Origin of the sequence: Tunturiibacter gelidiferens, from assembly GCF_014201335.1 — a bacterium.
Lineage (GTDB): Bacteria > Acidobacteriota > Terriglobia > Terriglobales > Acidobacteriaceae > Edaphobacter > Edaphobacter lichenicola_E.
The window spans coordinates 214,106-238,525 of the sequence record NZ_JACHEB010000009.1 but is presented as its reverse complement, the minus strand read 5'-3'; the positions used below and the strand labels follow the sequence as shown (position 1 = coordinate 238,525).

Genomic DNA, 24,420 nt, shown 5'->3' with positions numbered 1-24,420 from the left:
AGCATACCCCGGATCACCTTCCCTGTATCGCCCAACGAAAAAAGCGCGATAGAATCGTAAATTCATTCAAAGGAGGATGCCCCGTGGACAACCTTGACGATCTGCTGCAGCTCGTCACATCCCCGGCATATTTCTTTGACAGGGACTCACACCAGATCATCGCCTGCAATCAACAATTCGCCACTCTGATGCAGTACGAGATCAAGGATCTCCTCACCATGTCCGTCGAGCAGTTGAGACCACCTGAGGAAATTCCCCTCCTCGCCAGGGCAATTGCCGCCTCCCCTCCCGAAGGCGCTGTCGAATGGCGTTACCGAACGCGCTCAGGCACCATCTTGTTCGTCCAACTCATCTATCGCAACAGCATGTACATCGACAAAGCCAGCGGCCTCAATCGCGAAGTCAGGATGGTCGTCATCTCAAAGTGGGACACGACCCCCGTCAAATCCGCCGAAGACCTGTTCGGCTCATAGACGCGACAACGTCACACGTTTCCCCGGCTTCCAATGAGTTGTCGATAAAGACGAATCGTCTGATCGGCGATTGCAGACCACGCGAAAGTCTCCTCCACACGTTTACGTCCCGCCTCCCCAAATCGTTTTGCCTTCTCAGGATCAGCCAGCAGCGCTGAAATTTTCTCCGCAAGATCCCGCGAAAACTTCTCAGGGTTCGAAGGGAACGTCGTCACTGGGTCCTGTTCGAACGGCACGAGATAGCCCGTCTCGCCATCCACAACAACTTCCAGAATCCCCCCAATCGCGCTCGCCACTACCGGAGCCCGGCAAGCCATCGCCTCCAGATTAATGATCCCGAACGGTTCATACACCGACGGACAACAAAACACACTCGCGTTGCTGTAGAGCTGAATCGCCTCCGGCTTCGTCACCATCTTTTCGATCCACACTACGCGCGGATTTGTCTTGCTCGCCTGCTCCACCTTCTCGCGCATCTCAGCCGCAATCTCGGGCGTATCCGGAGCCCCCGCACACAACACCACCTGCGTTCCCTTCGGAAGATGAGGAATCGCCTCCACCAGATGCGTCACACCCTTCTGCCGTGTGATCCGGCCAACAAACAAAACATACGGCACCGTCGGATCAATCCCATACTTGATCAGCGCCGAGTTCTCCGCGGTCTTCTGATACTCATTCAGATCAATTCCGTTATAAATAACGTGAATGCGCTCCGCCTTGATCTCTGGGTAAGCGCGCAGAATATCCTCTTTCGTTCCCTTCGACACCGCGATCACAGCATCTGCGTCCAGAATCGCAGTCCGCTCCATCCACGAGCTCATCGAATAGCCGCTGCCCAGTTGTTCCGCCTTCCACGCACGTAGCGGTTCCAGGCTATGCGTCGTCAACACAAACGGCACATTGAACAGCTTCTTCGCAAGGAATCCCGCCATCGCCACATACCACGTATGCGTATGCACAATGTCGATCGCCGCAAGAGACTTCATCTGCGCAAGATTCAGACTTAACGTCTCGAGCGCTGTCTTGTACTTCTCACTCGTGCCCTCGGTGATCTCGGACCATGGCTCAGCACCGCGCACATGCAGATTTCCTTCGTCGAGAAACTGCTTCCCCCAGCAATGGACCTCCACCTCAATCGACTTCGCCAACTCCCGGCTGAGATATTCAACGTGAACGCCAGCGCCCCCGTAAACATTGGGGGGATACTCTCGTGTCATCAGACCAACTCGCAAGCAAAGCCTCCTCGTCCGATCTCAAATCATCGCGCAACCGAACAGAGACACATCATACGCAACTGCACTCTCCATCACGAAATCACCGTCGCGCAACATCCAGCATCATCACATCCGAGCGCTCCTGCTCGCGTTCAAGAACAACTTCTCGTCCATCCGGCGAGATATCAAAGTCGCGAAGGTCGAAGTCAGCAGGAAGATTGGTCAACTGCCGCTCGGCCCCCGTCTCCAGATCAATGAGCCACAAATTCTTGTGTTGAATCTCTCCCCGCATCAGCACAAGTCCTCGCCCCCCGGGCAGCAGCGCAAGGTGTCGAGCACCTCGCGTCAGCGTCAAGCCCGGCAGTGGATGCGCGCCACCTTCAGCAGTAACCGCCTTCACCGAAAATGTAGTGCCGATATCCGGTCCCGAATATACAACGAAACTCCCGTCAGACGCCCACGCAGGCTCGACCGAGTATTCCTGCACAAAAGCAGCAGGCGGACGGCCATCAAGCGGCACACGAAACAGATGCGTGACGCCATGATCGTCCGCTGCCGAAGTAATCGATCGCCCATCCGGGTTCCATGCCGGAGAGCCCTGCAAGGCAAGCGTATCGGTCACGATGCGTGCGTTTGTTCCATCGGCCTGCATCACATACAACAGCGTCTGACCACCTTGCCGCACCGAGAACGCAACCCTCTGTCCATCCGGCGAGATCGCCGGTCCGCCAATGACTCGCGCTCGCTGTCCACTCCACAACTCCGTGCCAGCCCCCGTGCCAGCCCCGTTGACGAGCTTCCAGATGCTCTCGCCCGCACCCGTCGCAGAAACATACAAAAGGTAGCCTGGACACAGGCGTGGAGCGAACCCTACGCCGTTCGTCAGCGCAACCGGAACAGCCGCCGACACCTCTGCAGGCGAGTCCGCTATCCGCAACCTCCACAGTGTTCTCTTCGGACTCGCAAGCGTGACCACCAACCTCTGCCCATCGGCGCTGGCCGCCAGCGACGTATACCGGTCCAGCCCAAACGTTAGCCTATGAGGAATGCGTCGCTCGACGTCCACGCTATAAAGCCACGGGCCCGAGCCATCCGGATCGCTCGCAAGGTACATCAGAGTCCGCCGATCCAAAAACACCGGATACGTCACGCGCCCATTATGCGAAGTGATTCGTTCAGCTGTTCCCCCGCCCGAAGCTATTCGCCAGATGTCCAATCGATCCGGCAGCAAGCCCTGGACGAAATAAATGTAGTTCGCATCAGGCGACCACAACGGAAAGTGGGAGTGAAGCCCGGCGGCCGCCGTGAAGATGGGCCGAGCTCCCGATCGAATATTGCCATCCGATACGAAGAGCGGATCGCCAGGCCCAGGCGTGTGATACGCCAGTCGTGAGACATCCCGCGACCAGTCGAACTCGGCCACGCCTTCAAGGTAGGTCTTCGGCTCTCCGCCCAGCGTCGGCACCGCCCATACGCTGATGTCCCCGTCCTGTCTTCGAGCCCAGTACGTAACGAAAGAACTATCAGGCGAGAACCCGAGGCTGCGAATCGACGGATTGCCCAATCCCTTCACGCTCCCGTTGGTCAAGTTACGGAGTTGCCCCGAGCCTATCTGCTTAATCCAAACATCCGTCTGCCCATCGCGGTCCGACAAAAATGCCACAAGATTTCCGTCCCGCGACACAGCCGCAGCCTGCTCCACTCCTCCGAAGTCCGTGACCGCCTGAACTCGCGCATCAGCAACGGGATTTTGCCAGAAGTACTCCGTCCCCCGAAACCAAAGCACCGCACCAACCACCGCCGCCACTCCCACCGCAACCATCAGCGGCAAAACAAATCCCCGACCGGCACGCGGCTGCTCTATAACCGGCTGCTCCTCCGGCACAGGGTCAGCCGCCGCAACACCACTCCCGTTCTCAGGCGCCGCTCGAAGATTCCGCCCCAGCGCCCACGCATCCAGCTCCGCCCGAGACGCATACACCGACCCCATCCTGTCGTGCAGATGCCGATGAACCGGCATCCCCTCCCGCTTTTCCCACCGCTGCACCGTCGTCACATCGCGGTTGAGATAAACCGCGATCTCCTTCCACGAGTCCAGCCGATCTCCCACCGGTCGCTCAGATGGCGGTGCACCAACGGATGTTTCGTCCATTGCGTCTCCTGGTCGATCCGCACTCGTGACAAATTGTACCCCCGCCCCGCAAAGGCACGGCAAACAGCCGCATTCAGCAGCAAATCGCAGAACCAAAGCACTTCCGCGCCTTACTGCTTGAACTCCTCCCCAACGTGTCAGAGGGTATCCGTGTATCCCAAATCAATCTCGAAATCGCAAACAGGAGTTCTCTCATGAAAAGCAAAACCCCAACTTCGGCGGCGCGTGTGCTCTCGTTGCTTCTGCTGGTCTCAGGCACCTGTGCTTTGGCCCAAGGACGCTCGCCACAGCACCTCAGCGGCCTCATCAACGACTACACCCCTCAGCTCGCGACCGTCAAAGGCAGCCCGTATGAGATGCACGGTCAATGGTCCATGGACATCCATCCGGAGTGGGCATCAGCCGACTTCATAGCCGACATGACCATGTCCAGCTATGGAAGAACTGCGGCAGGTGCAGTAGACCCCACGCAGCCCCTCGTGAACCCTCACACCCACCACATCAAGCTAACCAACATGAGGATCAAATGGGACATGACCGGCTGCCCCCCATGGGGCACCCCCACACTCCAGGGTTTTCAGTTGAATGGCACAGTCAGTCTGGCGACTGGGAATGGAAGCAACGGCGCCTTCGAGACGGATCCTCCTACCTCGACACTCCAGGTCTGCATTACCGGCGGAGACGATATCAAGTTCTCGGTCACCAATTCGAACATCACGATGGTCTTCGGTGGCCCTGCGACGATGCACTTCGGACCGCAGGCAATCCACGGCGTCGTACGTAAACCGGCAAGCGACACAATCGGAAAAGATCGATAACTCCGTCAGCCCTGCGTCAACCAAAGACCAGCCAGGCGGACTCCTGCACTCAGCTCAGGTCTCCGCCTTGCCGCTTGAACTTGCCGTTTGAACTACCGCACGAACTGGAAGACGACCGCCAGCGTGCGATATGCGTACGCGCACTCCGCACGACAATTAAAAAACGAGGAAGTCTGCATGCCAAGGAGACTCCAACATCTGCTGTTTTTGACTGCCGTCATCGCCCTGGTTCTCTCTCAACCTCTAAGCGTTCCGGCAACAACGCCTGAGGGATACAAAAGCACCTTGCTCGCCGTAGGACGCTTCGGCGAAATCAACGTCTCCGGCTACTTTCCGCGCGGGCCGGCGAAAGAGAGGAACGAACAACTCTGGACGTCTCTCCAGCAGACCAAAGGCCCGTCCGACCTATACATCCAGAACAACATCTGGCAACCCGGAGGAACCACCGGCTGGCACACCCACCCCGGCCACAGCCTGATCATCGTCACAGAAGGAACCGTGACCGAATACGGAAGCGACGACCCCGAGTGCAGACCCCACATCTACACCCAGGGCATGGGATTCGTCGATCACGGCGGAGACCACATCCACCTCATCCGAAACGAAAGCACCGTCCAGGCCAGTACCATCGCCCTCCAACTAATCCCCCAGGGCACTGAACGCCGCATCGACGCCCCACCCCCACAAAACTGCCACTTCTAAAAGAGGACTGCACGATCCGCCTCCAGCACTCTAGAGGAAGTGGCATTACCAATCCACATCTGTGATGGTCTTGAGGGGAACTTGCTTATGCATAGGAGAGCCCTTCAGTGCCGTCGTGCCAGCGGTTGTGTAACTGGTGGCGAAGTAAGAGGCGGCAGATCTTTAACGCTGTCGACGGGGATTTCGACAGCACCGTCGTGATCAGCGACATCGTCGTGGACTCCGATACGGAGGTAGAACTCTCCTTTGACAGGCACACTGATCTCCTGATGGAAGAAGAGACCAGTGTGAAGGGCGCGATGGTAGAGTGCAGGCGTGAGGTCTGAATCGTCGATCCTGTTGGAGGCGTTGATGAGCCTGCCGTCTCTCGAATAGACATAGGTGCGGAAGAGGAGGCTGGCGTGATGGTTGCCGTCGGCAGCCGGGGTGAAGACGATCGCGCTGGGATCCGCGGCGATGGTGACGTCATAACGGCGGTACGGGCCGGTGATGTTTCTGGAGGCAATATTACCCGGAGCGAGGCTGTCCTCCGGATGGCCGGCAGCGGGAACGACGAGGACCTTGAGGGTGATCTGGGTTGGGGCGGGAGAGCCGAAGATCATCGCGTTGCGCATGGGGTCGGCTAGGGGGGCCGTAGGCACGGCTGCGAGTGGGACGAAGTGAAGAGCGGCGTTGGAGACTGTGACCGGCGCAGGAGCGGGGGCGTGAGCGGGAGCATCGGCGTAGTAGCCGCGACGGTATGCGAGTGTGTATCCGTCGCGTCGAAGTTTGAGCTGGATTCTGCGAAATTTACCGTCGTTGGTGGTGTCGGTTGGGGTGTAAGTGAGGGTGTAGTAGTTGGATCCGGCTTCGATGGACCGAGCGACAGCATCTGCGAGACCGTTGGTGTTGATATAGGCATGGCCACCGGTTTGTTCGGCCATCTGGAGCATAGTGGAGTTGTCGTCGGCGTTCTGACGAATGGAATCGTTGAGATGGTTCGTAAAGACGTCCTGGTTGCGACCTCCATTGGGGTCGAGCTTGGGGTCGTACTGCACGCCTGAGCTTTCGACGGAGTACACGGACGGGCCAGCGAGGCCGCGAGCGTCGATCGGATAGACAGCAACCTGGCTCCTGGCGAGCAGGTCCGTAGTCTGGCGAAATTCATCCGAGGAGTCTGCGGTAATCGCGAAGGGGTTGAGGATATTGTCGTCGGGCAGGATACTGATGGGAAACGAGCCGGAGAACCAGATGAGATTTTTTCTCCCAGGTAGACCGGCGAGGTAGCGTGCCATCTGATTCAGAGCGTTGAGTGTGTATCGCGTCCGGAGTTGGAGGTTATCGGAGGTCTGCTCGGCTTCGAACTGCTGCATGCGTTGGACGATATACGGAGGCGTATGCGCTATCGACATCTCTAGAGAGAAGGTGTCGGATTTATCGCCCGTGGCTGCGTTGTCCATCAGCGGAGAGGTCCTCGGAGTCTTGTGATCAACCGCGGCCTGAAGCAGGCGGGGATCTGCGGTGAACGGCTGCAAAAGCCAGAGGTGTGTGCTGAGACCGAAGATTGCCAGGGGGACGTTCGGCGGAGATCTTTTGAGGAAAAGGCGAATCTGATTGCGGACATAAATCTGGGCGTCGTTGGGTGTGTTTAGAGTGTCGAGGAGGAGGATGTTGAGGGGGGCATCGGCAGGGACGTTTGTGTAGTTGGTGAAGTTGCCGGGTGGTAGAACGAGGGGTGGCTCGGACTTGGCGGCATTTGCGGTCGAGTGCTCCTCGAAGCTCTTGATGTGCTCGGGAACGTTGTTCTCAAGCACGGTGAAATCCGAGGCGGTGAGATTGTGAACAGGGTTCTGTTTGTTGTCTGTGACTACCACGTCCACGATGACGAGTTGTGTTCGGGCCTTCAACGAAGGCGTAGATGTTTGGGACAGAGCCGGTTGAAAGGTTACAGCGAGGAGTATTGCGAACAATGTAAGACGGAGCGACATTGGATACCCGGTGAGACGTCACTCATTTCAACATAGTTGCGGAATCTTGATTCATTTACGAGGTTTTGGAAAAGTATCGACGAGTTGCCATCTCGTCAGATTGGCCGCCGAGAGTTTCGTAGACGCTCGATTCAGCCCGCCCGAAAATCTTGTCAAGCCCCCAATCGCATAAAACCCTCGCCAATCCTGAAGATTCGCGTGGCGTATGAGTTATGCACGATTCGCTATACTGGATAGACAGAGAACGAAAGCCCCGGAACCCACCGGGGCCTTTGCTTTGTAAGGCTTATAACGAAGCCATAAACCCTTTATTTGGACGAATTTGGACGCAACCCATTTAGAATGAATAATTTGAGAGATGCTACCGCTCGCAAGTCGTTGATTCAAAGGAGTTTACACGAAGCATATAGGGGGGGGGACCCCTCTAGAGAAAGGAGACAAAGAAGGGCGGTTAGAAGGTAAACGACAGTCCAGCCTGCATCGTCCGAGGCGACTGTGCAAGGAAAAGAGTCTGTCCATCCGCCGACAGGAACGGCCGATAACCCTGAGCCAGCAGGTTCGTGATATCAACTGTAGCTTCAAGCCCGGGCGGCAGCAGACGCCCCAATCGCAACGACTGCCGCAGATAGCAGCTCAGGTACGCCTGATCGCTGAAAGGAGCATAAGGATCCACAGCCGTCACCAACCGTGTCGGCTGCCAGCGATACGCTGCGCGAAGCGCCGTCCCACTGCGCAGAACCCGTCCCTTCAAAGCAAGGGTCGCAGTCCGCGCAGACACTGGCGCCAGATCCGATCCAGCATTCGGAAGCGACATGACAACGCCATCCTTCGCCGCGAGCCCCGCCCCCGTGCCATACTCGACCGCAAGCCACAGATTCGTGGTCAACGGCTCGGTCATCGTGACACTCAAACCCTGAGTCTTATACCCAGCACTCAAAAACCGGAAGTTCCCTGTCGTTGAATCGGCAACGATCCCATTCGCGCCACTCTGCCCCGTCGCCGCGATATCTGCCGAAGTCAACCCACCACCACCTGAGACAGCGACCCGATCCAGCGAATCAGCGTAATACGCAACCTGAACCATTCCGCGGCCAGTCTTCCGGCCAACACTCAACTCCTGGTGCAACCCACCGTCGGTTTGCAGTCTGCCTTGATAAATCGTCGCAACCGGCAACTCCCGCCGCATCGTATCGAGCCCCGAGAACGACTGCAGGTCTTGCGCCGTCGCCATCCGATACCCGACGCTCCAGTTCTCGGTCGGATGCGCCGTAACCTTCAGGAACGGGCGCGATCCGGACGCGTACCCAGAGGTCCGAACCACATAGATCGTCCCTCCCGCCTCGACATCCGCGAAATCCCCAATCTGTATCTTCTGCCCACTTGCAAGCTGCATCACACCCAGCCCTGGTGTCCCATCCGACGCCAGCATCTCAGGATGCATCTGGTAGCTCAACACAGTCCGCGCCGCGCCACCATACCCCAGCTGCATCCCATACCCGGTCGCAACCTCAACAGACTGACCGACATTAGGTGCCCCCGGCTGTGTCCCAATATCCGCATGCAGCGTCAGACCGGCCCCATCATCGAGCACTCGATCGAACCCAAAAACATTGTGAACCCCGCTGCTCCCGAAGCCGCCGTCACCAGCCGTAACCTCAGCGCGTACTCTTTCAGCACGCTTTGGAGTCTCCCGAACACTCGAAGAGACCAGAATCACATCCCCATCTTCGGCAAACCGAAGGATCGGACGATTCGCCACCGACCGCAACGTCCACTTCCAGTCGTCACCTGGCTCGTCCGCCTTCCGCCGCTCCGCAGGAAGCCATGCAGTCGACTCGAACAGCGTACTCAACGTGAGATTGACAACCGCCTGAGCTCCGGACGCGAGCTGCAAATTCCCCCGCATCGCTGGAACAAACAGCGCCGCACTCGCTCTCACCTCATATTGTCCAGGAAGCAGGTGAGCAATGAAGTATCGCCCATGAAGATCGGTGAACGCAGTTCCAGCCATCGCCGAATCTGCCGCAATCACCTGAACCAGAGCACCCAGTTGCGCCACACCCTGCGCATCGCGAACCACTCCAGAAACTGCCGCACCTTGGGCGACGGCAACGCGAGATGCTGCAATCAGCAGCATCAGCGACAGAAACGCGATCTTCCCCTGGGGTCCTAGCACAGTAAAACCGTCCTGCGCGTCGAATGGCTATCCGAAATCATCCCGCACCTAGAAAATTAGGGGCGTCTTACAGAGTGCGATGTGACTGGTTATCGCGAATTGGCGTCTGCATAACCATGTACTCTTCTAAAGCACCTGTCTAATCTACGATAAACGGCGCAGATTCTGCGATCTGCTGCTTCGTGATTCCATCGTTCACTTTGATATTCACCTGATACTTGCCAGGCTGAAGACTTGCCAGCGGCAAACTCTTTTCAATCGTAACCTGATCCGCATTGGGGTTGGTCTTCGAGGTCAACTCCTGCGTCTCAAGAACGGCCTTATTGGTCCCTACGTCGAGAATTTCATACTCGATCGTCGCGCCATTCTGTTTACTCTTCTCATCAATTCCTAAGTTGTACACCTGCATCCAGAAGTTCAGATTCTGTCCCCTGTGAAACGTCACAGGAACTCCAATTCCAGTTGGAACGCGTGGAGTAATGTGAGTATCGCCAATAATAAAATTCCCGGCACCAATATCTTTCGACGGGACTCTCTCCATCGAAGATGCCAGAATCAGCGAAGAAGAAGCGAGTCGATCATCGTCGTAGGCCGGGACGTTCAAACTTCGTTGCCATCTTCCGATATGGTCAGGATTATTGACATCCTTGATCACAATGTCAACCTTGTACAAACCGGGACGCAGCGGCAATGATTTCCAATAGACCGACTGATCAGCTCGTTTGCGCGCCAGCAGTTCACTCGGCACCTGAACACTGACCGTATCTTCGAAGGTTTGAATCGCCTTGTGATTCAGGTTCGAGACACGCCCTAGGATGTTCACCGTACCCATCGCAACGCCATCTTTATTCGTGAACGTGATGTCTTGGTTTCTGATCTGCAGCGTCACTGGCACCAGAATCGTATCGTTTGTAACCTTGACGTAGTCCGTCCGGACATCAAACAGGAACGGAGGTCCGGTCAGAATCTTCGAAGTCGTCATAAACGACTCCAGATCCTTGAACTTGATCTCAGGAGGAGCCATCAACTTCGCATATCGATCGAGCCTGTCGAACTGCTTGCTCTGATTCGCGGAGGACATAGGTCCTGCGCCAAGTTGTTCCAATCCACCTGAAAAGCGGTCTGCCTGCTTCGACTGTCCCGACTGCTCATACAACGTCTGGCCCGCACCCGGGACATGCTTGAGCGCGTCCTTCTCGGAGCGATCAATCGTCATGTGGTAATCGCCGCACATGCAGGTATCGACAAACTCGATATCGACGTTATCCCCGATACCCTCCAGATAGCGATAGTGCCAAATCTCGAACGGAAACGTAGAGGTACTTCCACCACCCTCTTCCATCGGACGGTCGTAGCTGCCACCGCTCGGATGCGAATCGATATTGTCCGGCTTTCCGTAAGCAATGTAGATATGACCGCGATCGGTTCTCCAGCCAGGCTTGCCCGCCGCGAAGTGGTCATTCGAGTATGCAATGCGCGCGTAGTGTTCCTCGCGAAACTCATTCTCGGGCGAATCTGGATTCGGATTGCGCCGCAGCCAGAAATTCTCGATGAACTGGTCGCGCTCTTCGTCATTGCTCAGGCTCTTGAACGCCTGCAACTCCTGATCCGTAATAATCCAGCGAACGTCCTCATCCACCCACTTCTTGTAGACGCCCTTTAACTCCGCCTTCAGCGCCTTCTGCTGGTCACGCTTCTCTTTGTCGCTGAGCGGCCGCTTCAAAGGATCTGGCTTCTCCACCGTCACCGGACCCTTGGTCACGCCATCAGTCTGGTCAGAGCCGCCGGTCGCTTCCTGGGCAGCCAAAACATGCCCCCCCATAAAGATCATCACCAATAGGGTCGTGCAGGATACCAAGCGCCGAGAAATTTTCATAGAGAAGGGGTGCACTCCTGTTACCAACCAACATTGTAGAGCCGTTACATCTCCGTTACAAGAGGAGACTCAATGCTTCCCCTGATATCATCGCTCGTGTTCCCGCGAAAGCCTACAAGTCCCGTCTAGCGAAGAGTTGCAGGGCTTTGCACAGTTGCTCGTAGAGTAATCCAACTTAGCTTTTGGAATGAGGACGGAACGCAATTTCCTCTGCTTCCGTACTAGCGTTTAGCAAGCACCGACTCCCAGGCATCTCCGATCCTTCGCGGAGATGCAATAGAAAGCGGCAATGAGCATAAAGAAAATTATCCTGATCGTGGTTGTTGTCTTGGTTCTGGCAGGCATTGTCGTGGGTACGATCCTTCACGGACAGGCCAGCGTCACCAAAGTGGCCACTGGCAAAGCCGTCCACCAGGATTTGATCGCCGTCGTCAACGGTACCGGCCAGATCAAGCCGAAGACCTACGTTAACATCGGCGCCACAGCCTTTGGACGCATCACCCACCTCTACGTGAAAGAGGGCGATCATGTGAAGTCCGGCGCTACCCTCGCTACCGTCGAGAGCGTTCAACCCCAGGCCACTGTCGAAGCCCAGCGAGCCACGATCGCCTCCTCCCAGACCGATATCACCAGCTATGTCGCTGCAGAGAAAACCGCCGAGGCCAACATCGCCCAGGGGAAGGCCGACCTCGAACAGAAAAAACTCGACTATGGACGTGCTGAGTCCCTCTACAACGAAAAGCTGATCGCCAAGCAGGACTACGACGCCAAGAAAGCCGCATTCGATATGGCGGTCGCAACTTTGGCCCAGCGACAGGCAGCACTTGCACAAGCGACAGCTCAGACGGACTCCCAGCGCGGCCACATGAATCAGGCAGTCGCCAGCCAGCGCGCAAACTTCGATGCCCTCGATAAGACCGTAAGCCGCGCTCCCTTCAATGGCCTCGTCACCAACGTTCCCGTCCGCGAAGGCGAGACCGTCGTCCTCGGCATTCAGAATGCCCAGGGGTCCACACTCATGACCCTTGCCGACATGTCCGTCATCACTGCCGAAGTCAAGGTCGACGAGACAGACATCGTCAACATCTCTCTCAACCAGACCGCCGACGTCACGGTCGACGCTCTGCCCGGCCGTGTTTTCAAAGGCCACGTCACCGAGGTCGGCGATCAGGCTCTCCTGCGCACGACAGGAGTCGCCACCAGCCAGAGCACCACGGGCACCGAGGAGGCGAAGGACTTCAAAGTCGTCGTCACCCTCGATCAAGTAACTGACGAACTACGGCCCGGTCTCTCGGCAACGGCAAAGATCACAACCGCCCACAAGCCAAACGCGCTCATCATACCCATCCAGGCTCTGGTTCAGCGGGACCCTGCCGTCGAAAAAGCACTCGCAGCGAACGCAGGCAAGGCAAGCGTAGTCTCCGCATCGACTTCCAGCACTCCCGCACACAAGCCCCAACCAGTCCAGGGAGTCTACGTGCTCCAGACCGACCACAAAAAGACTCGCGCCAACTTCGTTCCTATCACCACCGGAGTTACAGGAGCCACTGACATCGAAGTCCTCAGTGGCCTCAAAGACGGCGACGAAATTGTTACCGGCCGCTATCGAATCCTGCGCACCCTTAAGAGCGGAACTGCAGTCAAAATAGACAACAGCGTGGAGGCATCCACCGACGCCGACAAATCGTAAGAAAAAATCGAAGCACGAAGAAAAGCCTTAAAATTGTTATTCTCGGAGTGACTGACTCAATACCGCGGAACCATCCCACCACCCCAAACGTACTATCCTGAATCACAGAGCACGGAGAACCGGATGGCTATCGAAACTGCAGTCGAATCCAACCTCAGCACCAGCAACGCACATGGCCCAACGCCGGGAGACGTCATCGTCACCGACAATCTCTGGAAGACCTACGAGATGGGCGATCAGCAGGTGCATGCCCTCCGCGGTGTCAATCTCCGCATCCGCCACAATGAGTACGTAGCCATCATGGGTCCTTCAGGCTCAGGCAAATCAACCTTGATGAATCTCATCGGTTGCCTCGACTCCCCATCCCAGGGCCGCTACTGGCTCAACGGCCACGACGTCTCCGAGCTAAACGACGACGAGCTCGCCCGCATTCGCAACAAGGAAATCGGCTTCGTCTTCCAGACCTTCAACCTCCTCGCCCGCGCCACCTCGCTTCACAACGTAGAGTTGCCCCTCATCTATAACGGCACACCCGCGGCCGCTCGCACCGAGCGAGCAAAGAGCGTTCTTGAATCCGTCGGCCTCGGCAGCCGCATGATGCACAAGCCCAACGAGCTCTCCGGCGGCCAACGTCAGCGCGTCGCCATAGCCCGAGCGCTCGTCAACAAGCCCTCCATCATCCTCGCCGACGAACCCACCGGCAATCTCGACTCCAAGACCGGTGACGAGATCATGGCCCTCTTCGATGAGCTCCACTCAAACGGCAACACCATTGTCCTCGTCACGCACGAGCCCGACATCGCCGAGTACGCCCACCGGATCATCACGATTCGCGACGGTGTCGTCGCAGGCGATCATCTCTCCTCACGCATCCGCAAGTAGCAGCAAACATTCAACGTTCTAAGCAACATCCGAACCCATCCCGTTCCGTCTAAAATGGAATGATGGCAAAAGTGTTTCGCCGTTTGCGCCTCGCTGGAACTCTCGCTGCCGCCCTCCTGGGTAGCCCCCTGCTCCACGCCGCCGACGCCGCGCGCTTTGATCTCGCAGGCCCCAAGGTCGATGTTCACGTCACACGCGCAGGCAAAACCCTGCCCATCGCCCAGGTTCCCAATCTCCAGCCAGGCGACAAAATCTGGCTCCGCGCCGAACTGCCCCCCACGCAATCCGTTCACTACCTCCTCGTCTGCGCCTTCCTGCGCGGCACCACCAACCCGCCCCCCGACAACTGGTTCTCCGAGATCCAGACCTGGAACAAAAAAGTTCGCGAAGAGGGCGTCACCATCACCGTCCCCGCCGAGGCCCAGCAGGTCATCCTCTTCCTCGCACCTGAAACGGGCGGCGACTTCAGCACCCTCCGCTCTGCCGTCCGCGGACGCCCCGGCATCTTCGTTCGCGCCTCACAAGACCTGCTCGAATCCGGCTTCGAGCAGGCCCGTATCGAGACCTACCTCGCCGCCATCCGTCGCGTCCCACCCGAAGACTCCAAAGCACTCGCCGAGCACTCCGACCTCCTCTCCCGAACCCTCAACCTCAAGCCCAACGGCGACTGCTTCAAACGCCCCGTCGACACTCAATCCACCTGCCTCACTCAGGCTGGAAATCAGAGCCTCCTCGACGACGGCCACGGCCAGTCCGTCGCCGACGCACTCAACGACGGCTCCAACTCCGACCTCATCAACCAGGCCAGCTACACCAGGCTTGCCGGCGGCGGAAACTACAGCCCCTACGTCGGCGCCATCGTCGACCTCATCCGCATCACCAGCACCCTCCACACCGCCAAATACCAGTACATCCCGGCCATCGCCTTCCCGGACGGCGACGCCCTCAACCTCCGCCTCAACACCCCGCCCTCCTTCAACAATCCCAAATCCGTCATCGTCATAGGTCTCCCCGCGATTCAGGCCGCAGTCCCCCCGCCTCTGCGCTCAACCAATCCCGATGCCATCTCCTGCCTGCTAAAACCCGCCGTCGTCCTTCCCGTCGAAGGCGCACCTCTGGTCTACGCAACGGCTCTGGCGCACGATCTCGTCCTCCACATCGACGGCCCCAACGGCGGTTCCGATATTCCCGTCACTCCAGACGCCTATCAAGGCGGCCTCGTCCTCGCTCACCTTCCCGCCCGTAAGCCTCTACCCATCGACCCAAGCCCAGACCCGGCTGCAGACTCTGACACGAAACCAAACACGAACCCCGGCCCAGCCCCCGAATCCAAGCCCGCAGCAACAGCACCGCATCCAGGCACAAACACCATCACCGGCACCATCACCGGCTTCTGGGGCTTCGACGCCTTCAAAGGTCCCACCCTTCAGCTCCAGGACACGCCAGGCAAAGACTGGAAGCTCGCCGACGATGACGTCCTCATCGCGGGCCGTGAAAACCACCTCATGCTCAGCTCCACCGGCACCGCCTGCCTCGACACCGTCTCTCTCGACACCAGCGCAGGCAAACTCGTCGAAGCCAGGTGGAAGCCTGCCGACAGACCCGCTGCGGTCGATGTCACCGTCTCTCTCAAATCCATTGACCCCGGCTCCCTCCACCTCGCGATCAAGCAGTTCGGCGACGACAAAGCCGACACCGTCGCAGCCAAAACCTACTCCGAACCCGCCCGCCTCACCGCACTCGAACTTCACGCTGGCGACACCACCGCCGATCTCACCGGCACCAGCCTCGATCAGGTCCAGCAACTCACCATCGACAAGCTTGTCTTCACTCCCGCTCCGGTCAATATCCCATCCAACCAGGACACCGCAACCCCCATACCCGCTCCATCAAACTCCGACACTCAACTCCGCCTCACTCTTCCCCCAAACAGTCAAGCGCCAAAACTCAAGGTCGGCGAGCATCTGACAGCCCGCTTCTCACTCAATGACGGTCGCACCCTCACCCTTCCCGTCACCGTTGCACCCCCCCGTCCCGCCGTCACACTCATCAGTAAAAACATAGGCCAGGCTACCCCGACCCCCATCCATCTAGCCGGTGACGACGACCTACCCTCCGACGAGCAACTCACCTTCTCACTCAAATCCGTTGCGCCATTTCCCCGCACCGGCAAGATTGAGATATCAAACGCCGACGACAGCCTGCGCACCACGCTCAGCGTCTCTGCCGGCAATCTAGTTCTCCAGAACCCCCACACCCTCCTCGCTACTCTCGATCCGATCAAAGACTTCGGAACCTCCGCCTTCGGCCCACTCCGGCTCCGTCCTGTCGCCCCCGACGGAACCACAGGCGACTGGATCCCCCTCGTCACCCTCGTTCGCCTGCCGACCTTCAAGGATCTGCGCTGCCCCCCAGAAACAAGTCTGCCTTGCACCATCACCGGCTCAAGCCTCTACCTCGTAGACTCCATCTCAACTGATCCGGCCTTCACCAGCCCCACCACGGTCCCTGAGGGCTTCGTCGGCACCACCCTGACGCTCCCCCGTCCAGCAAGAGCCGGCTTCTTCCTCCGCCTACGCGACGACCCCACCGCCACCAACACAGTCACTCTGCCCATCCTGCCCCAGTCCTCAGCCGGAGTGACGACCCCCGCCACCACAGCAGCTGTACCCAAAAGCCTCCCCAAAAATCAGTGAACTAATTTGTCTTTGGGCATCGAGATGACCGCCTAGACCGCCGGTGAGTGGGAAGACAGTTCTGTCGAAAGTAAACGCCTGAAGTCGTCCACGCAAAGCGGCGGTCGCAGCTGTAAAAACACGTAATATGTCCGCGTGGACACCATCGACTGGCTGCTCGATTCGGACCCTGCAATAAGCTGGCAGGCAATGCGCGATCTAACAGACGCCTCCCCCGCGGCGATCGCCGCGGAGCGCGCCCGCGTCGCACGGGAAGGGGTCGGCGCCGAAATTCTCGCCTGCCAGGGCTCCGACGGCTCATGGCACCGAGTCGATGCCCCTGACTGGCTGCCGACTCTGTTCACGATGCTCCTTCTACGCGCGACCGGCGTCGACCATAGCGACCCCGCCGTCGAGTCGGCGATAGCTCGTCTCGAGGCGGGCTACCAATGGGTTGAGGAGTTCCGCGACAAGCCGTTCAAGACGTTCTTCGAAGGAGAGGTGGAACCGTGCATCAACGGCGGCATCCTCGCTCTCGGCGCCTACTTTGGACGACCGACAGAGAGCCTCGCACGCCGTCTCGTCAGCGAGCAGCTCGATGACGGCGGCTGGAACTGCGAAGCCCCCGAGAGCACACGTTCATCGTTCCATACCACCATCTGCGTGCTGGAGGGACTGCTCGAGTACGAGCGTGCCGTCGGCTCCGCGCCGGAGATCGCCGCAGCCAGGCGCCGAGGCGAGGAGTACCTGCTCAAGCGTGCTCTCTATCGTCGTCTTTCGACCGGCGACGTCGCCCATCCGGCATTCCTGAAATTCGCATTCCCAACCCGCTACCACTACGACGTTCTCCGTGCGCTCGACTACTTCGGAGACACCGGCCTTCCACCCGACGGGCGCGTCGCAGATGCTATGCACCTCGTCGAAACCAAGCGGCAGACCAATGGTCGCTGGCTCCTCGACGACGCGCACGACGAAGCGCTAGCCCTCCCATTCAGCGAATCGGTAGGTCAGCCAAGCAGATGGAACACGCTCCGTGCGCTGCGAGTGCTCCGCTGGGACAAGACACGAAGGCTCCAACCGACGGGCACTTCATAGGCAAAAGTTGCTGAAGGGCAGCCGTGCAAGGCAATCCGTCGTGCCTTTTTTTCTTGTTGTCATCCCCGAAGGGGATCTGCGGTTGTCCTTGCCACTGCCTCTTCCTTCCAAACCAAAAATCGTCATCTCGACCGAAGCCTCATGCCACATAAATCCTGTCAAGCCCCAAAACCACCCAAACCCAATCCCCACAATAACATCCACGTGGCGTATGAGTTCCACCCAACCCGCTATACTAATTACAGAGCACAAGAAAAAGCCCCGGGCCACCCGGGGCTTTTCTAATTAACATTCATAACCCTTTTGTTTGGACGAATTTGGCCGTAACCCATTTATTTAGACGAATTTACAAGGAGCCACGAAGCGTAAATGTATGACTATAAACAACTTATACGCGGGCAATAGGGGGGGTCCCTATTCCCTACTTGCCCTCAGCCCTCAATGCCTGCTGCACCTTGCTGTGTTTGACGCTGTACGTGAAGTAAATCACCAGCCCAAACGCGAGCCAACCCAACACCACCACCTTGGTCAGCGTCGGCAAAGTCCACACCAGGTAAAGCGCACTGACAATACCCAGGAACGGCACCAGCGGAACCAACGGTGTCTTGAACGGCCGATGCAGAGTCGGATTTCGCCTGCGCAGAATCCAGACTCCCGCGCAGACAATCGCAAACGCCAGCAGCGTTCCCATGTTGACCAGCTCACTCAGCCTGCTGATCGGCAGCAGAGCCGGCATAAACGCGACGATCGCGCCCACCACCATATTCGAGATCCACGGCGTACGGAACCGGGGATGGATCACCCCCGCCCACTTCCACAGCAGACCGTCCCGCGACATCGAGTAAAACACTCGCGACTGCCCCAGCAACATCACCAGCATCACCGTAGACAGACCGAACACAGCACCAATCTTCACCAGAATGCTGCCCCACCGGACGCCCGTCACATCGATGCCGACGGCAACCGGATCGCCAACATTCAAAGCCTTGTAGTTCACCAACCCGGTCAGTACGCCCGACACCACGATGTACAGCAGCGTGCAGATCACCAGCGACCCCAGGATGCCGATCGGCATATCGCGCTTCGGATTCTTCGCCTCCTGCGCCGCCGTCGACACCGCGTCGAAGCCGATATACGCAAAGAAGATCGAAGCAGCACCAGCCGTGATCCCCCCGATCCCAAAGGCCCCCGGCCCCTCGCTCGGCGGAATGAAAGGAGTCCAGTTCGCATGGGCCTCCGCAGGATGCTTCAGGATGTACCCGATCCCCAGCACCAGGAAGACTCCGACAACACCCAGCTTCACGATCACAATCGCGGTATTCAGATTCGCCGATTCCTGAATTCCGATGATCAGAATCGTCGTGATCACCGTGATGATCAGAAACGCCACAAGGTTAAATACGCCGGTAACATGCGGCAGCGCCGAAGCATTGATTCCAGCCGGAAGCGCCGTCAGCGCCTGCCAGCGATCGTGATACAGATAAAGCACATTTCCCGGAGTAGTCGTCAGTTGAGGAGGAATATGGATATGGAAGTCCTGCAACAACCCGACAAAGTATCCGCTCCACCCCGAAGCCACCGTCGCCGCGCCGAACGCATACTCAAGCACCAGATCCCAGCCAATGATCCAGGCCACAAACTCGCCCAGCGTGGCATATCCATAGGTATAAGCGGAACCAGCGATAGGGATCAGCGAAGCAAACTCTGCATAGCAGAGCCCGGCAAAAGCGCAGGTAATACCAGCTACGACGAAGCTAAGCATCACCGCCGGCCCCGCGTGTTTCGCAGCAGCCTGCCCGGTCAGAACAAATATTCCCGCGCCAATGATCGCCCCGATTCCGAGCGTGATCAGATTCAGTGGGCCCAGGGTACGTTTGAGTCCGCTTTCGCCCTCATTCTCCGCCTCCTGCAGCAGACGCGAGAGAGGTTTGATTGCCAGCAACTTCGCCATTGATTCCAGTTCTCTACTTTCCTGAAACTTTCACTACTCTTCGTTTGCCGTCATCTCAATCGGCTGAGACCGTTGCATCCGAGTCCATACCAGATAAACAGGTATCCCCAGCAGAACGAGCACAAGACCTGGCCACGTATATTGAGGTTTGTAACGCAATAGTACTGCACAAATCCACACTGCCATCACGATGTAGAGCGCCGGCAGTACCGGATATCCAAACGCCTTATAGGGTCGCACCACATTTGGCCGTGTTCGCCGAAGCACAAACAAGCCCGCAATCGTCATCACATAGAAGACCAGCACGGCAAAGATCACATAGTCCAGTAACTGCCCATAACTCCCCGATAGACACAGCAGGCACGTCCACGCCCACTGCACCCATAGCGAGTTCACCGGTGTCTTAGACCTCTCACTCAACCTGCCGACTGATTTGAAAAACAATCCATCGCGGCTCATCGCGTAATACACTCGCGCACCAGCCAACAACATCCCATTCACGCATCCAAACGTCGAGACCAGAATTGCCGCAGCCATCAGCTTCGCGCCATATCCGGCAAAGGCCCGCTCCATCACCGCGGTCGCAACCCTATCTTCCGACGCAAACTGAATCCCACGCCCAGCAATCGTCGTAGCCGCAGGATCACCCATCATCGGCAGCACACTCAGGTAGACGAAGTTGCACAGCACATACAGCAGCAACACAACGGCTGTGCCAATCGCCAGCGACAACGGCAGATTCCGCTTAGGATTTCTAATCTCCCCCGCCGTGAACGTGACGTTGTTCCAAGCGTCCGAGCTGAACAGCGATCCCACCTGCACCACCGCGACCATCGTCAACAAGCCCACATAAGCAGTTGGTCCACCCACCCCTACCTGTACCGCATGGACCGTGTGCCACTCCGCACCTGCCCAGAAGTTGTGCCATCCCGCACCAAAGTTCGCAGCAACAGCAACCGAATTTTTCGCGAATACGCCGACCAGGACCACCGCCGCCAGCGCCAGCACCTTCGCAGAGGTGAAGACGTTCTGCACTGCCGCGCCCATCTTCACACCAAACGTGTTAAGCAGCGTCAGTAACGTAATGACCACAATCGCTGAGAGGTTCGCCGTATTCAGCCCGATATCCATGTTGCCCAGCACCATCGGACCCACGTGCCACGCGGGAACATGCCCAATATGGACGATCCAGTTCTGTGCACTCACACTCGGAAAGAAAACACCAAGAAATTTCCCGAACGCAACCCCCACCGCGGCAATGGTCCCTGTCTGAATAACCAGGAACAACGTCCACCCATAAAGAAAACCCCACAGCGGTCCAAGCGCCTCGCGCAGATAAACATACTGTCCTCCGGCCTTCGGCATCATCGCCGCCAGCTCTCCATAGCTCAGCGCACCGATAATCGTCATCGCCGCTGTCACCAGCCACGCCACAATCAGTAGCGCCGGCGACCCTAATCCACGCGACATATCCGCCGAAACGATGAAGATGCCAGACCCGATCATCGAGCCCATCACGATCGCGGTCGCCGAAAACAATCCCATCCCCTGCACAAATTGAGGAGCCGATGACGTTCCTTCGCGACCCACCGGCTGCAATAGTGGTTCGTCCAGTTCAGTTTTTTTCACAAGATTCACGTTCGTCTGTTCTACCGTAAAACATCGAGAAAGTCTCTCGCCACTTTTTCGACTGATCTCCCGTCGTCAATCAACGCGCCGATCACTGCAACCGAATCCGCTCCAGCCTCGAGCACACTTCGTGCATTTGCCCTGGTAACTCCACCAATCGCAACCAGCGGCTTCTTCGTCAGCGCCCGCGCCAGCGCTACACCTGCCAATCCGATCACCGGCTCCGCGTCACGCTTCGTCCCGGTAGTGAACACCGGCCCCACTGCAACATAATCGGCACAACTCGCCTCTGCCACCCGAACCTGCTCTTCAGTATGCGTCGACACCCCAACCCAACGCGCCGGTCCTACAACCCTGCGTGCATCCTCCGGCAATAGATCCCCTTGCCCAACGTGAACTCCATCCCACCCAGCAATCACCGCCAGATCTGCACGATCGTTCATTATCAGCGAGCACCCGCTCCCTGCGAAGATGTCACGAATAATCTCTGCGGTGCGGAGAATCGTCTGTGGAGCAGCTTCTTTGTCACGATATTGAATCAACTGCACACCCGCGTCGCGGATTGCACGAGCAAAATCGCTCAGGTCGACGCCTCGTTTCATCAACACGCCGGAGTCGATGATGGCGTAGAACCCAGGAAGAGAACCCCGCACTTGGCCCATAGCTAAGACTGCGTGCGGTGATAGTGAATTTCGAACAGCTTCACCCACGCATCCTTTTGCGAAGCGAATAGCGACCACGTATAGTCGTCAGCTCCGTTCTGAATCGTATGGACCTGGTAATGACCCACACTTCCGTTTGAGTCGGTCATCTGAAAGTCCCAAAGCAACGAGCCGCCCCTGCTCTCGACCGTGCCATTTGCTAGACCACCATCTGCGCTCGGGTACGAAAACAAAATAGCTTTCTTGGCAGCGTCGTATGCGAAGAACCCCTGATACTGCATTACGCCGTTGAAGCTACTGCTAAAGCTTAACGCCTTACCGTTCAGAATTGGTTCAACATGCGTTTCGATCTTGGTGGTCTTGCCATCTGCCCCTTTAACCACCCCACGCCACACGCCGCCCGCCATCCACGCAATCGGAGCGAGTGGATCTGGCGCAGCGGGAGGAGCTATCGTCTGCGCACCCAAGCTAATGGAACCTGCCAGCATGAACGCCATGAGCTGTTTCAAACTCTCCACGTCCCTTCCACCGACTAGCTGTCCTTCTGCCGTTCGAAGAATCGTTCCATAAACTTCGTATCGAACTGGCCTGAGCGAAACTCTTTGTCCGCGAAGATCTTCTCGTGCAGCGGAATCGTCGTATGAATCCCCTGCACCACAAACTGGCTCAGCGCCCGCTGCATCTTGTTCATTGCCTCTTCGCGATCAGCCCCATGACATATCAGCTTCGCGATCAACGAATCATAATACGGTGGCACAAAACCCTCAGCATACTGCGCCGTATCTACCCGAACCCCATTGCCCCCCGGCAAATTGAACGCTGTAATCTTCCCCGCGCTCGGCGTGAACTTCTCAGGATGTTCCGCATTGATCCGGCACTCGATTGCGTGACCACGAATCTCTACCGGTCTCGTGATGATCGAGGTCAGCTTCTCTCCCGACGCGATTCGCAGCTGTGCTTTGACCAAATCAATTCCTGTAACCATCTCGGTGACACAATGCTCCACCTGGATCCGTGTATTCATCTCGATGAAGTAAATCTTGCCATCCTCATCCATCAAAAACTCAATCGTCCCAGCGTTCCAATACCCGATATTCTCCAGAGCGCGCTTGATCGTCTTACCTAGCTCTTCGCGCAACTTCGGAGTCACCATCAGACTTGGCGCTTCTTCAATCAGCTTCTGATGGCGCCTCTGGATCGAACACTCCCGCTCGCCGAGGCTCATCACATTGCCATGCTCATCCGCCAGCACCTGAAACTCGATATGCCGGGGCCGCTCGATGAACTTCTCCATGTACATATCGCCGTTGCCGAACGCATTCGCCGCTTCGGTCGAGGCCTGCTGGTACATCCCCGGCAGTTCTTCTTTATTCCGACAGATACGCATCCCACGACCGCCTCCGCCGGCGACAGCCTTCAGAATCACTGGGTATCCAACGCTCCTGGCCCACTCCAGTGCCTCATTTTCGTCCGCGATCACTCCGTCTGAACCCGGTAGAATCGGCACCTTCGCCTTTTTCATTGTCTGCCGCGCCGTAGACTTCTCGCCCATCATCCGGGTTACTTCTGGCGGAGGGCCAATGAACTTGATATTTGAAGCCCGGCACACCTCAGCGAAGTTTGCATTCTCGCTCAGGAGCCCATACCCGGGATGAATCGCATCAACGTCGGCAATCTCGGCCGCCGAGATCACCGCCGGCACATTTAGATAACTATCTGCAGAACGCGGAGGCCCAATGCAGATCGCCTCGTCAGCAAACCGCACATGCAGCGAATTCCGATCCGCCTCGCTATACACCGCAACCGTGCGGATACCCATCTCTTTGCAAGCGCTGATTACGCGCAATGCAATCTCCCCACGATTGGCAATCAATACCTTACGAAACATAAACTCCAGATGCCTTCCATCGAACTTTGCTGATGAATCGCTACAGTCTCTTACCGCGCCTTGATGGCAAACAGCGGCTGTCCATACTCCACCGGCTGTCCACTCGATGCAATTCGCTTCACGACTTCACCGGCCACATCGGACTCAATCTCGTTCATCAGCTTCATGGCCTCGACAATGCAGAGCACCTGCCCGACCTCAACCTGGTCCCCCACTTTCACAAACGCCGGCGCGCCGGGAGATGGAGACTCGTAGAACGTTCCCACAATCGGTGACTTGACCTCATGCAGCTTCTCTTCCGCTTCTGCAGCAGGAGCAGCAGCTGTCGGCGTCGCGGGAGCGGCCGCAGCAACTGGCGCTGAAGCAGCTGCAGGCACAGAGGCCATCAACCGACTCAACTGCGCCATATCGAATCCGCCAGCGGGAGCAGCCGCAGGCTCACCGGCAAATTTAATCCGCACCTTCAAGTCGTCCTGCTCCATATCGAACTCAGCGATCTCATTCGCCTTCAGAAACTCGACCAGTTCGCGCAGCTCATTCAACTTATTTCCGTCCATCATGTCTCTTCCC

General features: G+C 57.6%; 18 protein-coding genes. 7 read left to right on the top strand and 11 right to left on the bottom strand.

Translation table 11 applies throughout. From position 1 onward, the window contains the following. The first annotated feature begins 83 nt into the window (after positions 1–83). Positions 84–473: a PAS domain-containing protein gene (locus tag HDF14_RS18480; protein ID WP_183979553.1), complete on the top strand. Its 390-nt coding sequence runs from the start codon at positions 84–86 to the stop codon at positions 471–473. Between the two features lie 11 nt (positions 474–484). On the opposite strand, the gene HDF14_RS18475 is transcribed toward HDF14_RS18480, so the two are convergent. Both HDF14_RS18475 and HDF14_RS18470 read right to left on the bottom strand, forming a co-directional pair. After that, the gene (locus HDF14_RS18475; protein WP_260698376.1) at positions 485–1,705 is read right to left on the bottom strand and encodes a glycosyltransferase family 4 protein; all 1,221 of its coding nucleotides are present in this window, start codon (positions 1,703–1,705) and stop codon (positions 485–487) included. Between the two features lie 82 nt (positions 1,706–1,787). Beyond that, entirely contained in the window at positions 1,788–3,839 is a 2,052-nt protein-coding gene (locus tag HDF14_RS18470) for a PD40 domain-containing protein (protein WP_183979551.1), read from the bottom strand. Positions 3,840–4,033: 194 nt separating this feature from the next. Here HDF14_RS18470 and HDF14_RS18465 point away from each other — a divergent pair, with 194 nt between their 5' ends. Further along, entirely contained in the window at positions 4,034–4,657 is a 624-nt protein-coding gene (locus HDF14_RS18465; RefSeq protein WP_183979548.1) for a hypothetical protein, read from the top strand. 177 nt (positions 4,658–4,834) lie between these two features. After that, on the top strand, positions 4,835–5,359 hold the full coding sequence (locus HDF14_RS18460) for a cupin domain-containing protein (RefSeq protein ID WP_183979546.1): 525 nt from the start codon (positions 4,835–4,837) through the stop codon (positions 5,357–5,359). Between the two features lie 104 nt (positions 5,360–5,463). Here the strand turns inward: HDF14_RS18460 and HDF14_RS18455 are convergent, their stop codons facing one another. From HDF14_RS18455 to HDF14_RS18445, 3 genes are all read right to left on the bottom strand, one after another. Next, a complete protein-coding gene (locus HDF14_RS18455; RefSeq protein ID WP_183979544.1) occupies positions 5,464–7,326 on the bottom strand; it encodes a VWA domain-containing protein in 1,863 nt (620 codons plus the stop codon). A 451-nt stretch (positions 7,327–7,777) separates the two neighbouring features. Then, the gene (locus HDF14_RS18450; protein WP_183979543.1) at positions 7,778–9,502 is read right to left on the bottom strand and encodes a carboxypeptidase-like regulatory domain-containing protein; all 1,725 of its coding nucleotides are present in this window, start codon (positions 9,500–9,502) and stop codon (positions 7,778–7,780) included. 139 nt (positions 9,503–9,641) lie between these two features. Continuing rightward, positions 9,642–11,378, bottom strand: coding sequence for a GWxTD domain-containing protein (locus HDF14_RS18445; RefSeq protein ID WP_183979541.1), 1,737 nt, complete (start codon positions 11,376–11,378; stop codon positions 9,642–9,644). A 289-nt stretch (positions 11,379–11,667) separates the two neighbouring features. On the opposite strand from HDF14_RS18445, the gene HDF14_RS18440 reads away from it, so the two are divergent. From HDF14_RS18440 to HDF14_RS18425, 4 genes are all read left to right on the top strand, one after another. Further along, complete coding sequence (locus HDF14_RS18440; protein ID WP_183979539.1) at positions 11,668–13,068, top strand: efflux RND transporter periplasmic adaptor subunit; 1,401 nt, start codon at positions 11,668–11,670, stop codon at positions 13,066–13,068. Positions 13,069–13,191: 123 nt separating this feature from the next. Next, complete coding sequence (locus HDF14_RS18435; protein WP_313899621.1) at positions 13,192–13,950, top strand: ABC transporter ATP-binding protein; 759 nt, start codon at positions 13,192–13,194, stop codon at positions 13,948–13,950. A 71-nt stretch (positions 13,951–14,021) separates the two neighbouring features. Continuing rightward, on the top strand, positions 14,022–16,646 hold the full coding sequence (locus tag HDF14_RS18430; RefSeq protein ID WP_183979537.1) for a hypothetical protein: 2,625 nt from the start codon (positions 14,022–14,024) through the stop codon (positions 16,644–16,646). A gap of 189 nt (positions 16,647–16,835) precedes the next feature. Further along, entirely contained in the window at positions 16,836–17,720 is an 885-nt protein-coding gene (locus tag HDF14_RS18425; protein WP_221304763.1) for a hypothetical protein, read from the top strand. 421 nt (positions 17,721–18,141) lie between these two features. Here the strand turns inward: HDF14_RS18425 and HDF14_RS18420 are convergent, their stop codons facing one another. The 6 genes from HDF14_RS18420 to accB form a co-directional block, all read right to left on the bottom strand. Next, positions 18,142–19,671 carry an amino acid permease gene (locus tag HDF14_RS18420; RefSeq protein ID WP_183979533.1) on the bottom strand — a complete coding sequence of 510 codons (1,530 nt, stop codon included), beginning with the start codon at positions 19,669–19,671 and terminating at the stop codon, positions 18,142–18,144. Between the two features lie 33 nt (positions 19,672–19,704). Further along, positions 19,705–21,216 carry an APC family permease gene (locus HDF14_RS18415; protein WP_183979676.1) on the bottom strand — a complete coding sequence of 504 codons (1,512 nt, stop codon included), beginning with the start codon at positions 21,214–21,216 and terminating at the stop codon, positions 19,705–19,707. 104 nt (positions 21,217–21,320) lie between these two features. Continuing rightward, entirely contained in the window at positions 21,321–21,962 is a 642-nt protein-coding gene (gene thiE / locus HDF14_RS18410; RefSeq protein ID WP_183979532.1) for a thiamine phosphate synthase, read from the bottom strand. A 2-nt stretch (positions 21,963–21,964) separates the two neighbouring features. After that, complete coding sequence (locus HDF14_RS18405; RefSeq protein ID WP_183979530.1) at positions 21,965–22,480, bottom strand: hypothetical protein; 516 nt, start codon at positions 22,478–22,480, stop codon at positions 21,965–21,967. A gap of 14 nt (positions 22,481–22,494) precedes the next feature. Beyond that, the gene (gene accC, locus HDF14_RS18400; protein ID WP_183979528.1) at positions 22,495–23,850 is read right to left on the bottom strand and encodes an acetyl-CoA carboxylase biotin carboxylase subunit; all 1,356 of its coding nucleotides are present in this window, start codon (positions 23,848–23,850) and stop codon (positions 22,495–22,497) included. Between the two features lie 50 nt (positions 23,851–23,900). Next, entirely contained in the window at positions 23,901–24,407 is a 507-nt protein-coding gene (gene accB / locus HDF14_RS18395) for an acetyl-CoA carboxylase biotin carboxyl carrier protein (RefSeq protein ID WP_183979674.1), read from the bottom strand. Positions 24,408–24,420: the final 13 nt, after the last annotated feature.

Excerpts from the sequence above, each read along its gene's own strand:
- HDF14_RS18470 (WP_183979551.1), bottom strand. The coding sequence starts at position 3,839 with ATGGACGAAACATCCGTTGGTGCACCGCCATCTGAGCGACCGGTGGGA.
- HDF14_RS18465 (WP_183979548.1), top strand. The coding sequence starts at position 4,034 with ATGAAAAGCAAAACCCCAACTTCGGCGGCGCGTGTGCTCTCGTTGCTT.
- HDF14_RS18460 (WP_183979546.1), top strand. The coding sequence starts at position 4,835 with ATGCCAAGGAGACTCCAACATCTGCTGTTTTTGACTGCCGTCATCGCC.
- HDF14_RS18455 (WP_183979544.1), bottom strand. The coding sequence starts at position 7,326 with ATGTCGCTCCGTCTTACATTGTTCGCAATACTCCTCGCTGTAACCTTT.
- HDF14_RS18445 (WP_183979541.1), bottom strand. The coding sequence starts at position 11,378 with ATGAAAATTTCTCGGCGCTTGGTATCCTGCACGACCCTATTGGTGATG.
- HDF14_RS18440 (WP_183979539.1), top strand. The coding sequence starts at position 11,668 with ATGAGCATAAAGAAAATTATCCTGATCGTGGTTGTTGTCTTGGTTCTG.
- HDF14_RS18435 (WP_313899621.1), top strand. The coding sequence starts at position 13,192 with ATGGCTATCGAAACTGCAGTCGAATCCAACCTCAGCACCAGCAACGCA.
- HDF14_RS18425 (WP_221304763.1), top strand. The coding sequence starts at position 16,836 with ATGCGCGATCTAACAGACGCCTCCCCCGCGGCGATCGCCGCGGAGCGC.
- HDF14_RS18420 (WP_183979533.1), bottom strand. The coding sequence starts at position 19,671 with ATGGCGAAGTTGCTGGCAATCAAACCTCTCTCGCGTCTGCTGCAGGAG.
- HDF14_RS18415 (WP_183979676.1), bottom strand. The coding sequence starts at position 21,216 with ATGGGATTGTTTTCGGCGACCGCGATCGTGATGGGCTCGATGATCGGG.
- thiE (WP_183979532.1), bottom strand. The coding sequence starts at position 21,962 with ATGGGCCAAGTGCGGGGTTCTCTTCCTGGGTTCTACGCCATCATCGAC.
- accC (WP_183979528.1), bottom strand. The coding sequence starts at position 23,850 with ATGTTTCGTAAGGTATTGATTGCCAATCGTGGGGAGATTGCATTGCGC.
- accB (WP_183979674.1), bottom strand. The coding sequence starts at position 24,407 with ATGGACGGAAATAAGTTGAATGAGCTGCGCGAACTGGTCGAGTTTCTG.